Here is a 15,304-nt window from a genome sequence, read left to right as displayed (position 1 = left end):
CCACAACGGTATGCTAAGAACAAAAATGCCGTTCACTCTTAAGTGAACGGCATTATCCCATCAGGGATCCTTTTTTGTGTATGCCATTTGTCTATCATGCTACATGACGTATTACTAAGCGCATTACTTCGAGCTAAGCACCGAGGCAGGGTTTAACTTGGCTGCTCGTGATGCTGGGTACCATGTCGCCAATAGGCTCAATACAATCGCTGTACCTGAAACCACAACAACATCCGTCATATCGAGTTGTGATGGCAAGAAGTCGACAAAATAGATGTCACCGGACAAGAACTGGTGATCAACTAGCCTTTCAAGCCCTTTGATAAGTGTCGTGAGATTAAGCGCCACTAACACGCCTATTACACTGCCCACCAAACTACCTAACACACCGGAGAATACGCCCTGCCAAACGAAAATGCGTTTCACAAGGCCGTCCGATGCGCCCATGGTTCTTAAAATCGCGATCTCTGATGCTCTGTCTTTTACTGCCATCATTAATGTCGAGACAATATTGAAACAAGCAACACCAATAACCAGTACCATCACCAGATACATAATGGTGCGAACCAACTGAATATCTCGATACAAGAAGCCAAACTTCTGTTGCCAGCTTCGTAGATACACATACACATCAAGCTGGTTACCCACCTCACGCACAATAGAGTTCGCGTTCAGAACATCGGTCACTTTTAAAGAAACCCCTGTCACTGCCTCGCCTAGGTTTGCGTAAGTTTGCGCATCGCCGATCGGGATCAAAGCTAAGCTGTGGTCAATTTGGCCATTAAGCGTCAGCAAGCCAACCACTTTGACTCGAACACGTTTAGGTGCTTGAACCTTAACCGACCCATTCACCGTCGGGATCATCAGAGTCAGGTAATCACCGACTTTCGCGCCAAGTACATTGGCCACACCAGAGCCCAAAATGATTTGTTGTTGCCCTGCCTTAAAATCGCTCCAAGCTTGCTTATCGATAAAACTCGATAGGCTCGATACTTGTTGCTCAAGTTGTGGGTCAACGCCGCGAACTTCAATTGCTTTCAACTCTTTGCCTTTTTCGGCAAGCGCGGTAATTTTCACATAAGGCGCAGCAGCAACGACTTTATCGTGCTTTACCGACTCCTCAATCACATGCTCCCAGCGAGTTACTGGTTTATTGACGCCCTCAAACTCACCGTGAGGAATGACAGAAAGTACTCGTGATTGAAGCTCTCGCTCAAAACCATTCATTGCAGACAAACCGATAATGATTACCGCGACACCAACAGCAATACCAATTGTCGAAGACAAGGAGATGAACGACACCATTTTGTCTCGTTGTTTCGCCCGGCTAAATCGGCCGCCTATCAATAGAGATAAAGAAGAAAACACTTAGCTCTCCTCTTTTTCTACGTTGACCAGTAAACCATCTTGCATGTGAAGTTGGCGATCCATCTTACCGGCAAGTTCACCATCGTGAGTCACAACCAAAAAGGCAGTATCGTACTCACGGTTCAGTTCGCGCATTAAGTCGTAAATAGAAAGTGCTGTGTTGTGGTCTAGGTTACCAGTCGGCTCATCCGCCAACACTAGCGCAGGCTTGTTCACCAATGCACGAGCAATTGCCACTCGTTGCCTCTCACCACCTGAAAGTTCTGAAGGTCGGTGGTCAACACGATGACTTAGCCCCACTTTATCAAGTAACAACTGTGCTTCTTGTTTAGCTTTCGCTGGCTTCTCTCCACCTATCAACAACGGCATTGCTACGTTCTCTAACGCTGAGAAATCAGAAAGAAGATGATGGAATTGATACACAAAGCCAAGATGCTGGTTGCGAAGCTTGGCCTGCTTATTCGAACTCAAAGACGCTAAGTCTTGTCCGAGAAAGCTTACGCTGCCATCAGACGCATCATCCAATGCCCCTAAAATATGCAATAACGTACTTTTACCGGAACCAGAGGTACCAATGATAGCGACTAGCTCACCCTTTTCGATTTCAAAGCTGACGCCCTTGAGAACCTCAGTATCTAACGAGCCTTCACGGTACGTTTTACGGATATCATTACATTGAAGGAAATTACTCATAACGAAGGGCCTCAGCAGGTTTTACAGACGATGCACGATAAGAAGGGAATACAGTGGCAATCAAGCTAAGTGCAATAGCCAGAACCACAACAACCGCAATTTGGATTGGATTAATCAATATTGGCAACTGTCCACCAAATGAAAACAGAGCAACACCCATCGCCTCTAAAATAGTATTGAGGTTCGAAGCTAAAATCACGCCCAGGATGCCACCAGATAATGCGCCGATCACACCACTACTTGCACCTTGAACCATAAAGACCCCCATGACTTGACCATCACGCATACCTTGGGTTTTTAAGATGGCGACTTCGGACTGTTTCTCCATCACCACCATAATAAGCGCAGAAATAATGTTAAACGCAGCAACACCAATGATCAGCCCAAGCATCAAACCCATCATGTTTTTTTCCATTCGAACGGCTTGGAATAGCTCGCCACGTTGGTCTCGCCAATCGCTCCACACCCAACCTTCCGGTAGCGGTTGGTTTGCTAGTTCTGCCACTTCAAATGGGTCATCAAAAAACAGTCGCCAGCCTGAAATGGTGTCTGATTTATAGCGCATCAAACGCCCAGCATCGTTGATATCTGTCACCATCAATTGAGCATCGATATCCGAACCCGTGTTAAAAATCCCAACTACGGTAAAATTTCGCTGGCTTGGAATACGTCCTAACGGCGTGTATTGGCTGGCACTGGTCACCATTAAGCGAACTTTGTCGCCCATAGACACTTTCAAGTTTCTTGCCAAGGTATGACCAAGGAAAAGCTGATACTGACCAGATTTGAGTGAAGACAGTCTGCCAGCAATTAAATGATTCTGAAGAGGGTCATCTGAATTTGGCTCAATACCGATTAACAAGCCCGCAGATAACTGAGCAGGACTTTGGATCACCGCTTCACTGCGAACAATAGGTTCTACGTGGCCATTGAGCGACATTTGCTCCGCAAAGCTAGGTGCTTGAGCAGAAAGTGACGTTGTGCCTCCTTGCTCGTAAACGACGGCTTGAGGAAGGACACCAAGAATTCGGTCTTTTAACTGCGCTTCGAATCCATTCATTACCGACAAAACAGTAACCAGAGACAGCACACCAATGGTAATTCCGGCTGTCGACATATAAGAAACAAAACGGCTAAAGCGATCACCTGAACGGCCTTTCAAATAACGCAGGCCAACAAACAATGAAATAGGATGAAACATACTTTGAACCATCTAAAGGAGATGCGGGTTAATGTAACGGGTATTGCCGTTACTGTGTAGGGGTTAATTGAAAATATAGAGTGAATTAACTCAATTAGTTAGGCTTGAAAAACAGAACCTTGTCAAATAGCTAACTTTCAAACAACTATTTGAGACTTTCAATTAACTGACCTTGATTACTGCGGCCACATAGCGATAATCAATAGATCACTTCAAGGAACTAACGCATGACAGAACAAGAGTTTTTTACCGTTCACCACAGCCTTACCGCTAATATTGAGCCAATGGACAGTAACTTCGCTTTACCTTCTCAGATTCAGTTCGAATCAGAGATCCCTGCCCCTTTTGTTGTGGCAAGTGAATTTAGCCAATTGGATCTATTAGCCGACAGTGCTCGCAACGAACTGAAAAACAGCGACTTGAAGAATGTCATCAGTTTATTGGATGCACAGAACTCTAAATTAAACCTCTTGTTGAGCTTTATGTTATCGCAACAAGATGATGAACAATTTCGTACCCACACGTATTCATTTGGCGCGAGTCAGTTCTCGTGTTTTTCCAAAACAGATATCGAAGCGGGTCGCTTAGTTAAAGCCAAGCTCTTTATCGAGCACCCTGCCGCCGCTATCTATTGCTACGCGGAGGTCTTCGCTAGCGAACCTAAAGATTCAGGCTTCGAAATCAAATTCAAATATGCTCATCTTCGTGATACTGACCAAGACTTGTTGATCAAGGCTGCGCTCCATCAACAACAAAAGCTCTTACGTCAACGCTCTCTAGAACGAGATAACAAGTAAATAGACATGACAAAACAATCCATTTTCACACTACCTAAGCTCAAAGGTGCCGGTGACAAAAAGCACATCGGTAACCTAGTTGGTTCATCTCTCGCGCTTACTATCGCTAAACTAGCGGAGCAGCATAACAACCATACTTTACTTGCAGTGCCTGATCCTCAGATCGCACTCAAGCTTCAATCTGAAATTGAACAGTTTACGGCACATGAAGTCGCACTATTCCCAGACTGGGAAACACTGCCTTATGACAGCTTTTCTCCGCACCAAGAGATCATTTCAGATCGTATAGCACGCCTTTACGCACTGCCAACGCTAAAAGATGGCATCACGATCGTTCCGATCAGCACGTTATTGCAACGCCAGTCACCGCGCGACTTCTTACTACAACACACGTTAATGGTGAAAACAGGCGATCTCTATTCACTAGAGAAATTACGTCTGCAACTCGAAAAGTCGGGCTATCGCTATGTTGACCAAGTGTTTGGCCCGGGTGAATACGCTAGCCGTGGTTCTATTCTCGACCTGTTCCCAATGGGCAGCAAAGACCCGTATCGTATCGACTTCTTCGATGACGAGATCGACACGATCCGTACTTTCGATCCTGAAAACCAGCGCTCTATCGAAGACATCTCTGAGATTCGACTGCTGCCTGCTCACGAATTCCCAACCTCGGAAACAGCGATTGAAGATTTCCGTATTCGTTGGCGCCAACAGTTTGATGCGCGCCGTGAACCAGAATCGGTTTATATGCAGGTTTCTAAAGGCACGTGGCCTGCTGGTATTGAGTATTGGCAACCGCTGTTCTTCGAGCACACCGAAACCTTGTTCGATTATGTTGCCGATGAAGCGCAACTCCTGATTCTAGGTGATGTCGAGACTGCAGTAGATTCGTTCCTAACCGACGTTTCTCACCGATACGAGCAACGTGGCGTTGATCCACTGCGACCACTGCTGACACCTGAGCAACTTTGGTTGAAGAAAGACGAGCTGTTCGCACACTTCAAACAGAAGCCACAGGTCAACCTAAGCTTAGACACGATTGAAGAAAAAGCTGGGCGTACAAACCTTCCGGTTACGCCTCTGCCTGATCTCAGCGTTCAACATCAGAATAAAGAACCGTTGTCTAACTTAAGAAAGTTCACTGAAGCCTTCGATGGCAAGGTTGTTTTTTCGGTTGAGTCTGAAGGCCGCCGTGAAGCTCTAAGTGAATTGCTTCGAGGCATCAAAGTTCGTCCAAGCGAAGTTGAAAACCTCGACGCGGCAATTAAAGGTAAAGATAAGTTCACCCTGATCCTAGGTTCTGCTGAGCATGGCTTTATCCACGAAGAGCAAAACATCGCCCTTATCTGTGAAAGTGATCTATTGGGTGATCGCGTTGTTCAGCGTCGAAAAAAAGATAAGAAAAGCGTAAACAGCGACACCGTAATCCGTCACTTAGCGGAACTTAAACCGGGCCAACCGGTTGTTCACATTGACCACGGTATTGGTCGCTACATAGGCCTGCAGACCCTAGAAGCGGGTGGTATGAAAACCGAATACGTAACACTTGAGTATCAAAACGATGCCAAGCTCTACGTACCAGTTGCATCTCTGAACTTAATTGGTCGCTACTCTGGTGGTGCTGAAGATTTTGCACCGCTACATAAACTTGGCGGTGAAGCATGGCAGAAAGCTCGTAAGCGCGCCGCAGAGAAAGTCCGTGACGTCGCAGCCGAACTGCTCGATGTTTACGCCAAGCGTGAGCTTAAGCCGGGTTACAAATTTGTGCTCGATCGTGGTCAGTACGCAACCTTCAAATCTGGCTTCCCGTTTGAAGAAACCGATGACCAAGCGATGGCAATTAATGCGGTAATGTCTGATATGTGCCAAGCAAAAGCCATGGACCGCTTGGTGTGTGGTGATGTTGGTTTTGGTAAAACAGAAGTCGCAATGCGTGCCGCGTTCGTGTGTACCGATAACAGCAAACAAGTGGCCGTGTTAGTACCGACAACGTTACTTGCTCAGCAACACTTTGAAAACTTCCGCGACCGTTTCGCCAACTTGCCGATTCGTGTTGAGGTTCTGTCTCGATTCAAATCAGCCAAAGAACAGAAATCGATCATGCAAGATGTCGCCGACGGTAAGGTCGACATCTTAGTGGGTACTCACAAGTTACTTTCAAGTGACCTTCAGTTTAAAGACCTTGGCCTGTTGGTTGTCGATGAAGAGCACCGCTTTGGTGTGCGTCAGAAAGAAAAAGTGAAAGCAATGCGTGCGGATGTCGATATCCTAACGCTCACCGCGACGCCAATTCCACGTACATTGAACATGGCAATGAGCGGCATGCGTGACTTGTCAATCATCGCAACACCACCAGCACGACGCTTAGCAATAAAGACCTTTGTCCGTGAGAGTGATGACGCGATCGTCAGAGAAGCGGTACTTCGTGAAATCATGCGTGGTGGTCAAGTTTACTTCTTACACAACCAAGTAGACACGATTGAAAAGACGGCTGAGTCACTACAGAAACTGATTCCAGAAGCGCGTGTCACCGTGGCTCATGGCCAGATGCGAGAGCGCGAACTAGAACGCATCATGAATGATTTCTACCACCAGCGTTTTAACTTGCTAGTGTGTACAACCATCATCGAAACCGGTATCGACGTACCAACAGCCAATACCATCTTAATGGACAGAGCCGATAACCTTGGTTTAGCACAGTTGCACCAACTGCGTGGGCGTGTGGGTCGATCTCACCACCAAGCCTATGCCTATCTGCTAACACCTCCCCCGAAAGCAATGACCAAAGATGCGGTTAAGCGATTAGATGCCATAGCTTCACTTGAAGACTTAGGTGCAGGCTTTACACTAGCAACCCATGACTTAGAGATTCGTGGCGCGGGTGAGCTGTTAGGTGATGAACAGAGTGGTCAAATTCAATCGGTTGGTTTCACCTTGTACATGGAGATGCTTGAACAAGCAGTTGAAGCATTGAAAGAAGGGCGAGAGCCATCGCTTGATGACCTACTGCGTGAACAAACTGAAATTGAGATGCGCCTGCCTGCGCTATTGCCTGATGACTACATCCCAGACATCAATACACGTTTGTCTACTTATAAGCGTATTGCGAGTGTGAGTGACACCGACGAATTGGCAGAGTTGAAAGTCGAGCTGATTGATCGCTTCGGCCTTCTGCCGGATGCTACCAAGAACTTGTTGTCAGTTTCAGAGCTAAAATTAGCCGCGGCGTCTATCAAAGCGAAGAAAATTGAGGCTCATGATAAAGGTGGATTCTTAGAATTCTACCCGGATGCTGACATAAACCCGACCTACCTTGTTAAACTGTTGCAATCTCAACCGCAAAAGTTTTCAATGGAAGGACCAACAAAGTTCAAGTTTACGATACCATTGGTCGACAGACGGAAACGAATTCAATTTGTTAGTGATTTATTGGGCGAATTCAGACAGAACTTGCTGCCTTCGGCATAAGACCCAATCCACTTGCACATATAAATTATCCAGCCGGTAGTTCGGCTGGAAGACGGAGTAAAAATGAAAAGACTGATCCCACTGCTACTATTGTTCGTCTCACTGCCAAGTTTGGCGCAGAGACAATTTGATATAGAAGTGATCATTTTTAAGCGTGCTGTTGATGCAGAAAAAGTGAATGAATCTTGGCCAAACACACAGCCTCAGATTTCACTTGAGCGCGTAGGTTCATTTCAAGATACCCAATACCGAGCGAAGAAAGGCGTGCAGATGCTGCCTTACTCGGAATACAAGTTAACACCTCAGAAAGATAAGCTACGCAAACACGCAGGCTTTGAAGTTCTGATGCATACCGCTTGGCGTCAAGGCGACCAAGGCAAAAGCTCGGCACCGGTTTTCCATATTCAAGCCGGTAAAGACTTCTCTAAACAGTTTAATGCCGACAGTTCTGAGAAAGGTGCAGTAACTGCATCAAATCCGAATGGTTTTCAAGAAGAGACTATCGACAAGCCGCTTTACGAGTTAGACGGCAAGCTGCAAATCTACGTTCAGCACTATCTATATGCTGAAACGACATTGGATTTAAAAGCGCCGAGCGTTCGTGAAGTGACTCTACAAGAGCAAAAAATCGAGCTAGATTCACCTGTAAGTGGTGCAGAAAGTAACGTGCAAGTGGGTAATCTAACGGAGATTTCTCCGACGGTTGAAGTCCAAGAGTTTCTTAAGAGCTACCGCATGGACCAAAAACGTCGTATGCGCAGTACAGAAACTCACTACCTTGACCACCCACTTCTTGGAATGGTTATTCAAGTTCGACGCGTGGCGCAGTAAGTTACTTGCCGATTCGGCTATAATTATATAAATAATTCAATCCGCCCTCCTAGTGAGGGCGTTTTATTAAGTGCTATCTATCTTTATTCTGCACTGAATCCTTTGTTCAGTACTTACATGTAATTCGGTATTTCTTATGAGCCCTGACTTTCAGATAAATACTCAACACCTCAACCTAAAAATCATTGAAGCCTCAGACGCTCAAGAGTTTTCGCAACTGGTTAAATCCTCCCCGAGTTTATTGCCATGGCTCGACTGGTGCCACGACGAGTTTTCGACCGTCGAGGCCGAGAGATTCATTCTTGCGACTCGCTTAAACTGGGTTAAAGCCGATGCGTTTGGCTTTGGTATCTTCGAACGAAAAAGCGAAAAGTTAGTCGGCATGGTGGCCATAAATGAGCTTTACCACACCTTTAATATGGCAAGTTTAGGTTATTGGGTGGGTGATCAATTTCAGAGAAAAGGGATAGCGAAAGAAGCAATGCTTGCCCTATTTGAATTTTGCTTCGCAATGCTCAAGTTGACGCGTTTGGAGATTCTCTGCGATACAGAGAACCTACCCAGCCAAAAGCTGATCGAGAAATGTGGCGCTGAACGTGAAGCCATTGCAAAGAATCGCTTTATCTTTAACGGTAAACCGAAAGATGGCGTGGTTTATTCTGTGTTACCTCCATTATCTTAATTGCTTAATAGAGTAACAATCCGAAATAACACGTACTCGACACGATCGAAAAAGAGCTCCGAAGAGCTCTTTTTTATTATCAGCGTAATGACCTTAGAAGGCTTACCTGATTAGTGAAGCTTTAGGTTTGGACGAAGGACACGGTTAATACGACCCACCAACATCATCAGTGATGTTTTGATTAAGCCGTGAAGTGCCATCTGGTGCATTCGGTACAAAGAGATGTAAACCACACGAGCAATACGTCCCTCAACCATCATCGAACCTTTAGTCAGGTTACCCATCAAGCTACCTACTGTAGAGAAACGGCTTAGTGAAACCAGTGAGCCTTTATCTTTGTAGATGTAGTCTTTCAGGTCACGGCCGTTCAGCTTAGCGATGATGTTGCTAAATGCGCAGCTTGCCATTTGGTGAGCCGCTTGCGCACGTGGTGGAACAAACGAACCATCCGCTTGTGTACATTGCGCCAAATCACCGATAGCAAAGATGTTGTCATCAAGCGTAGTTTGCAGCGTGTTTTTGACAACCAACTGGTTGATACGGTTCGTCTCAAGACCACCGATGTCTTTCATGAAATCTGGCGCTTTAATACCAGCAGCCCATACCATGATCTGTGCTGGGATCTTCTCACCATCTTTGGTCGTTAGACCGTCAGCGTCAGCTTGTGTAACCATTGTCGTTGTACGCACGTTGACGCCAAGCTTAGTTAGCTCAGAATGTGCTGCGCTGGAAATACGAGGAGGTAGAGCTGGAAGAATACGCTCACCCGCTTCAACAAGGTTAACGTTCAGCTTGCTTGAATCTAGGTCGCCAAAACCGTATGTACGAAGCTCTTTCACAGCGTTGTGAAGCTCAGCAGACAGTTCAACACCAGTAGCACCCGCACCAACAATCGCAATGTCTACCGTACCTTGACCATTCTTAGCGTGCAGCTTTAAGAACTGGTTGTTCATTTCTGTACGGAAACGGTGTGCTTGCTCTGGGCTATCAAGGAAAATACAGTTGTCACGAACACCTGGGGTATTGAAGTCGTTTGACGTTGAACCTAACGCCATCACAAGAATGTCGTATTCAAGTTCGCGGCTTGGCATCAGTAACTCACCGTGCTCATCAGTCAACTCGCTCAACGCAATCACTTTACGTTCACGATCGATATCGTTCAGGCTGCCCATTTGGAAATCAAAGCAATGGTTTTTCGCGTGTGCGCGGTAGCTTAGCGCGTCAACACCTTCATCCAATGAGCCAGTGGCTACTTCATGAAGCAATGGTTTCCATAGGTGGCTTGCTTTACGGTCTACCAGAGTAATCTGGGCACGTTTCTTACGACCTAAAGTGCGGCCTAGCTTAGTTGCTAGTTCTAAACCACCAGCACCGCCGCCTACTACGATAATTTTTGTCACAATGACAATCCTCTACAAAATGAATAAATGGGGTTCGGCTCGATTACTCCAACCGATAAATTCTATGTATCTACTCGGCCTCAATTCCAAAGGCTGCGGCTCATTTGATGACTGTGATAATAAGTAACAACAGCTCACTGAGTAGTTAGAGGGATTACAAGCAACAAACATTGGTTTGTCACTTTGCTCACGAGGATGAAAAAGGTGTCTACCTGAGAGGCAGAGCACAAATTATGGGCAAGTTTTATCACTCGCTCTCAATTTTTTTTGACATTTATCAAAATATTTTGCTTTAGAACATTATATATAGCAAAAAGATGACCGCAACAAAAATCCTTACCCACAATGAGGATTCGTGACTGATTAGTTAACGTTTGCGCAAACTCATCGATAAAATCTATATGACTAGGGCACATTGACCTTTTCACGGTCAAATTTCGTTCGATATAAAAGCGTTTTAATCGCGGCAAGGGGGAAGTAGCCTGGTCATTCTAAGCAAATCTCCCTCAACAAAGAGTAAAACGCTTTTTGCGGGGTGCTCAGCTCGAACCCTTCGGGCATCGCTTGCTAATTTGGATAAAAAAACAGCACTCAATTGAGTGCTGTTTTATAAAATGGCGGTAATCCTTAAGCGTTTTTAAACGCCTTCATTGCCTGTAAGTGTTGAGAGATCTTTTTGAACTTATGACTCTCTTTTTCGTCCCAGACAACTTCGTAGTAATCTTCTAGAGCAGAAGCTGTTTTCGTATTGTCGTGAATTTCATCTTCACGAGAAAGCACCACTAAACAGCGTCCTTTGTTCTTCATACGATACTGAGCGACACACTTAGTCGCGATGTCTTCGTACTCTTCTGGGCGATCAATTCGACCTACCATGTTGTTCTCAGGGTGCAGATTAGGGTTGAACACCACCTGCTTAATCCCACATAAGAAACCAATACGCTCAGACCAAAAACCACCCAAACCTACACCACAAATGATTGGATGTGGATCATCGGATTGCTCTATCACTTTATGCACTTCTTTTAGCAAATGCTGCATATCGTGTTTTGGATGCAAAGTACTGTAGTTGATGAAACGAACGTCATCATCAATGAATTGCAACTGCAGTATTTTTTCGTGATTGCCCGGGCTTGTTGAGTCGAAGCCGTGTAGATAGATAATCATTGTACCTCCCCCATTGAATATTGGTACGTTTTGATCAATCTAACACGAAAAACAAGGTTTTAAAGGGAAGACCTCTGAAATTATATTTTTCACTTCCTAAACGTGATCATAGCTACATAAAGTGTGACTAAGAGCCTCGGCTTCACGCAGATAACTGTCATCGCCCCATAGCTGATGAGCAAGTAAATACCACAGCATTGCCATCATTTGGCTTCTTGGTAACCAGGCTTCTACTCCGTCAAGCCAAGATTGGGGATCATGGATACCTCTTAGCTGACAGTACTTATTAACAGCTTCTGTAACTGGTAATCGGGCAACAGCAATAGTCAGCGTAAGATCAAGCCTTGGGTCTGCTAGCGCTGCGTATTCCCAGTCAATGATCTTAATCCCATCGTGGTTCTTAACAAGGTTATAGCCACCGAGATCAAAATGACACAAAGACAGGCCTACACTTGGGATACTTGGAGCCACGCGCCACTCTTGATAAATCTTAGTGCAGGTTTCAGTCTTATGAACCGCATCAAGCTGAAGCCAGTAATGGTCAACTCGAGCCGTATAACTGAACGGTTGGAGCGGCAGTCGCGCAGTATTAACCAAATGCACCGAGATCAGCGTCTTCAGTAAATCATCCTGCTCTAGTCCTTCGTACAACGTCTCACCCGCGATCCATTCAACCAATAATCCTTGCTCATTGACCACTATCGGACTTGGGCCGATATCTAAGCGCTCAATAGCAGACAGTACTTGATACTCTTCATGGCGAGAGATGAAGAACGCTTTAGTGATGGGGGTAATCGGACGCCAAACATACGCGGTGCCATCGGCTAAAACCAATTTCCAACATCGATTAGTCAACCCACCTGTCAGTGTCTGTGCTCTGATTGGAGGCTCAGAAAAGTAGCCATCAAGAGAACTCAAACTGGTATCAAGAAGCTTTGCTTCAGACCAAGAAAAAATCGCCATATTTACTCCCTATAAACGTCTTAACTGCCCTATAAACGTCTTAATTTCCCTACAAAAAAGGCACTGACCAAAAGCCAGTGCCTCTTCATTAATACCAATCACAGCAAATAACATGTACTGCGTTGAGGCATGACTAAGCCAAGTTAATAGCACACTAAGCCATTTAAGAAGCTCAATAAGCTAAATTAAAAACTCAGTAAGCTAATTAGAAGCCAAGTAAACTGAATTAAAAGCCCAGCAAGCTCTTAGATTGTTGCTTACGGATTTCAGTTTCGTCAGCCCATTCAATCAAGCCTGACTCAAGATCCATTAGGCGCATGGTCATTTTGTAGTATACGTCTTCATCGCTGCCCGCTTTCTTAACGATGCTTGATAGGTTGCCGTACAACATGTACTGAGCACCAACCATTTTACCAAATTGGATTGCTGAGCTTTGATTTACAAGCTCATCGTTATTTTGGAAATTCAACTGTTCACGAACAGACTCTACACGGTCCATATCAACGAAACGGAACTTACCAGAGTTCAGCATTTTTGTACTGATAGTATCAGTGATTGACTCAGTATCGATGTGCTCACTTGTTTTGTTCTTGATTCGCTCTACGAACACGATTGGACGTTGCTCACGAGTAATATAAGACACAGAACCAGACGCCATCATGCTATCGACCATTTCGCCCGCAATCGTTTGAAGGTCAGTTGAACCGAAATCGATTGTCGTGGTTTCTACTGATTGTGCATCACCGTAGCTTACCTTGTTTGAACAACCGCCTAAAATAACCGCTAAACCTAGTAGCGCAATGACACTCTTTTTCATTTTGTTTCCTTAACTAATCACTAAGTGGGGTTACCCACTCTCTTAAATTTTTGTATTTTCGAATCCTTAGACCCGTTCTATCTCGTCTTTGCTATAAAGCTTGGAACCACTCTAAATATGAGCGGTTCCAAACGAAAGTTTACTGCTCTCTGAACTGAACTCTGAACTGAGTCGCTTTCGGATTTACCGACACTTCCGACAACGAAATACTTTCAAAGCCACGAACAATCGCTTGCTTCCAAGGTCCTTGTTTTAGGTTGACCTCAAGACCAGCATCGTCGTACCAGTAAAAGCGATAAAGGATATGTTGATCGCCTTTATAGTTACTGTTTAAACGCACGATTCCTCGCGTATGACCGTCGACGAGGTCAGTACGGATATCTTCAACCTGTAAGCGGCTACCCAATACCTTATCACCAAAGAAAACGTTCTGAGTTTGACTATCTACCCTTACGCCAGCTGTATTATCAGCACAACCAGCCAGAGCCATAACCGCTGCTAAGCTCACTAACCACTTTTTCATTACAGCCTCCCTAGCTGTTTATGCCACATTGTTGCATTGTTTCCTTGTCGAGAAATCCACACCAAAGTGGTCTGCCCTTCTCGAATATCAAAGTCATACGTTTTAGTGCCCGCTTCTAACGTATATTGACCACTGTTTGCTACAAACGTGCTGGTCTTTATTTCCGCAGGTAAAGATTGCCAGCTTCGAGTGTCTGGTTGTTCCGTGAATGCATTCCAGACATTGAACAAAATGTTACCGACATCGTTACCTTGAGTTGCTTCTTTACGGATGCGGTCTTTCGCGACCACACGTAACGCTTGGCGAATAACAATGCTCGTCATACGTTCAGATAAATCATTCTGCGCCATCGCATTCACATCCGTAATCAAATGCTCAGACAACGGTTGCCCGCTGATTCGTAGCGCAGAAAAGCGTTCTACGCTTTGGCTCGGATAATATGGCAGCGCCAAAGAGTATATTGCGCCCTGATCGCGACTGTCATAAATAGGTAAATCTAATCGCCAACTGTCCATCGCTTGAACTGCACTTTGTTCTTGAAGCACAATTACTCGCCCTTCGCTTGCCCCTAACTTAGATGACTGTTTGTAGCGCTTTTTCAGTGTTGCTAAATCTTGTCGCATGCCTAAGCGAACAGCTGTTGCCATGGTTCTATCGATGATTTCTTGGTTCTCAGGCATGATGGCCAAAGCACGTCGATAGTCCACATAAGCGCTGTTCAGATCGTTAGATGCTTCGTAAAGCAGGCCAGACAAAAACATCAAATACGCATTTTGCACAGATTGCAGCTTTTTACCCGCATCAGGATAATTCGCAAGAATACTACCCACGTTGGCAGACAACCCTTGAGATTTTGCATCGCTAGCAGCACTTTCTAACTCAGCTTCACGTTGTTTCTTGGCTTGTTCCTGAACTTGGTTAGCGCGACGCATTTCGATCACCGCACCTTCTAAGTCATTTTTCTTTAAATAATTCAAACCAAGGTATAAATGCAGAAAGCCCAACTCATAATCGGCTGGCACATACTCGGTAATATTGTCATTCACAGCCAACGCGCCGACACTGGTTGCACTGTCTGATACAGAGATCACCGCTTTACTTTGCTGATCTTTTACTGCCTGATCGGCCAGTTCGAGCGACGACTTACTCTCAGGATATTTTTGATCAAGTAGATTAATTCTACCTTTTTCAAAGTTATCAAGAATGTCACCTGCTACGTAATCTGGTAACTCTTGTTGAGCCGTTGAATAATCCCCAGACTTGACTGCTTGGTAAATTTCTTTGTTTTGCGCGCTGTAATGACTGAACAGGCTCCCTGCCGACATATTCGCACAACCCGCTGTCAACGCCGATAACAGGGCAATGGAAGCGAATCTAAACTGGTGCTTCACTTA

At 45.2% G+C, this 15,304-nt stretch carries 13 protein-coding genes; 4 read left to right on the top strand and 9 right to left on the bottom strand.

Annotation, left to right across the window (positions count from 1 at the left end; genetic code table 11):
- Positions 1-123 precede the first annotated feature (123 nt).
- Genes lolE through lolC form a run of 3 tightly spaced genes read right to left on the bottom strand, consistent with a single transcriptional unit; the run spans position 124 to position 3,262 of the window.
- Positions 124-1,368, bottom strand: coding sequence for a lipoprotein-releasing ABC transporter permease subunit LolE (gene lolE, locus AB6E08_RS10550; RefSeq protein ID WP_372066079.1), 1,245 nt, complete (start codon positions 1,366-1,368; stop codon positions 124-126).
- Positions 1,369-2,061 carry a lipoprotein-releasing ABC transporter ATP-binding protein LolD gene (gene lolD / locus AB6E08_RS10545; protein WP_009847148.1) on the bottom strand — a complete coding sequence of 231 codons (693 nt, stop codon included), beginning with the start codon at positions 2,059-2,061 and terminating at the stop codon, positions 1,369-1,371.
- On the bottom strand, positions 2,054-3,262 hold the full coding sequence (gene lolC / locus AB6E08_RS10540; protein ID WP_372066076.1) for a lipoprotein-releasing ABC transporter permease subunit LolC: 1,209 nt from the start codon (positions 3,260-3,262) through the stop codon (positions 2,054-2,056). The genes lolD and lolC overlap by 8 nt, the downstream gene beginning before the upstream one ends.
- 227 nt (positions 3,263-3,489) lie before the next feature.
- Between lolC and AB6E08_RS10535 the strand changes: the two genes are divergently transcribed.
- The 4 genes from AB6E08_RS10535 to AB6E08_RS10520 all read left to right on the top strand — a co-directional run bounded on the left by AB6E08_RS10535 (position 3,490) and on the right by AB6E08_RS10520 (position 9,040).
- Complete coding sequence (locus tag AB6E08_RS10535; protein WP_009847150.1) at positions 3,490-4,059, top strand: hypothetical protein; 570 nt, start codon at positions 3,490-3,492, stop codon at positions 4,057-4,059.
- A gap of 6 nt (positions 4,060-4,065) precedes the next feature.
- Positions 4,066-7,527: a transcription-repair coupling factor gene (gene mfd / locus AB6E08_RS10530; RefSeq protein ID WP_372066073.1), complete on the top strand. Its 3,462-nt coding sequence runs from the start codon at positions 4,066-4,068 to the stop codon at positions 7,525-7,527.
- A 63-nt stretch (positions 7,528-7,590) separates the two neighbouring features.
- Entirely contained in the window at positions 7,591-8,358 is a 768-nt protein-coding gene (locus tag AB6E08_RS10525; RefSeq protein ID WP_017101610.1) for a peptidoglycan binding protein CsiV, read from the top strand.
- A 136-nt stretch (positions 8,359-8,494) separates the two neighbouring features.
- Positions 8,495-9,040 carry a GNAT family N-acetyltransferase gene (locus AB6E08_RS10520; RefSeq protein ID WP_372066070.1) on the top strand — a complete coding sequence of 182 codons (546 nt, stop codon included), beginning with the start codon at positions 8,495-8,497 and terminating at the stop codon, positions 9,038-9,040.
- Positions 9,041-9,150: 110 nt separating this feature from the next.
- Here the strand turns inward: AB6E08_RS10520 and AB6E08_RS10515 are convergent, their stop codons facing one another.
- The 6 genes from AB6E08_RS10515 to AB6E08_RS10490 form a co-directional block, all read right to left on the bottom strand.
- Complete coding sequence (locus tag AB6E08_RS10515) at positions 9,151-10,440, bottom strand: NAD(P)/FAD-dependent oxidoreductase (RefSeq protein ID WP_017096883.1); 1,290 nt, start codon at positions 10,438-10,440, stop codon at positions 9,151-9,153.
- Between the two features lie 627 nt (positions 10,441-11,067).
- Positions 11,068-11,607 carry an alpha/beta hydrolase YcfP gene (gene ycfP / locus AB6E08_RS10510; RefSeq protein ID WP_012604408.1) on the bottom strand — a complete coding sequence of 180 codons (540 nt, stop codon included), beginning with the start codon at positions 11,605-11,607 and terminating at the stop codon, positions 11,068-11,070.
- A 96-nt stretch (positions 11,608-11,703) separates the two neighbouring features.
- Positions 11,704-12,570, bottom strand: coding sequence for a phosphotransferase (locus AB6E08_RS10505; RefSeq protein WP_017101609.1), 867 nt, complete (start codon positions 12,568-12,570; stop codon positions 11,704-11,706).
- A 226-nt stretch (positions 12,571-12,796) separates the two neighbouring features.
- Positions 12,797-13,387: a penicillin-binding protein activator LpoB gene (gene lpoB, locus AB6E08_RS10500; RefSeq protein ID WP_009847157.1), complete on the bottom strand. Its 591-nt coding sequence runs from the start codon at positions 13,385-13,387 to the stop codon at positions 12,797-12,799.
- A 139-nt stretch (positions 13,388-13,526) separates the two neighbouring features.
- Positions 13,527-13,910: a YcfL family protein gene (locus tag AB6E08_RS10495; protein WP_009847158.1), complete on the bottom strand. Its 384-nt coding sequence runs from the start codon at positions 13,908-13,910 to the stop codon at positions 13,527-13,529.
- On the bottom strand, positions 13,910-15,301 hold the full coding sequence (locus AB6E08_RS10490) for a COG3014 family protein (RefSeq protein ID WP_017101608.1): 1,392 nt from the start codon (positions 15,299-15,301) through the stop codon (positions 13,910-13,912). Before AB6E08_RS10490 ends, AB6E08_RS10495 begins: the two co-directional genes overlap by 1 nt.
- Positions 15,302-15,304: the final 3 nt, after the last annotated feature.

The sequence above is a fragment of the Vibrio sp. 10N.247.310.24 genome (assembly GCF_041467175.1).
GTDB classification, from domain to species: domain Bacteria; phylum Pseudomonadota; class Gammaproteobacteria; order Enterobacterales; family Vibrionaceae; genus Vibrio; species Vibrio tasmaniensis_A.
Note: the sequence above shows the minus strand (reverse complement) of the source record. Positions and strands in the feature narration are given on the sequence as shown.

What these genes read in the sequence shown, in the direction of transcription:
- AB6E08_RS10495 (WP_009847158.1), bottom strand. Translation starts at nt 13,910, where the DNA reads ATGAAAAAGTGGTTAGTGAGCTTAGCAGCGGTTATGGCTCTGGCTGGT.
- AB6E08_RS10535 (WP_009847150.1), top strand. Translation starts at nt 3,490, where the DNA reads ATGACAGAACAAGAGTTTTTTACCGTTCACCACAGCCTTACCGCTAAT.
- AB6E08_RS10525 (WP_017101610.1), top strand. Translation starts at nt 7,591, where the DNA reads ATGAAAAGACTGATCCCACTGCTACTATTGTTCGTCTCACTGCCAAGT.
- mfd (WP_372066073.1), top strand. Translation starts at nt 4,066, where the DNA reads ATGACAAAACAATCCATTTTCACACTACCTAAGCTCAAAGGTGCCGGT.
- lolC (WP_372066076.1), bottom strand. Translation starts at nt 3,262, where the DNA reads ATGTTTCATCCTATTTCATTGTTTGTTGGCCTGCGTTATTTGAAAGGC.
- ycfP (WP_012604408.1), bottom strand. Translation starts at nt 11,607, where the DNA reads ATGATTATCTATCTACACGGCTTCGACTCAACAAGCCCGGGCAATCAC.
- AB6E08_RS10505 (WP_017101609.1), bottom strand. Translation starts at nt 12,570, where the DNA reads ATGGCGATTTTTTCTTGGTCTGAAGCAAAGCTTCTTGATACCAGTTTG.
- lpoB (WP_009847157.1), bottom strand. Translation starts at nt 13,387, where the DNA reads ATGAAAAAGAGTGTCATTGCGCTACTAGGTTTAGCGGTTATTTTAGGC.
- AB6E08_RS10520 (WP_372066070.1), top strand. Translation starts at nt 8,495, where the DNA reads ATGAGCCCTGACTTTCAGATAAATACTCAACACCTCAACCTAAAAATC.
- lolD (WP_009847148.1), bottom strand. Translation starts at nt 2,061, where the DNA reads ATGAGTAATTTCCTTCAATGTAATGATATCCGTAAAACGTACCGTGAA.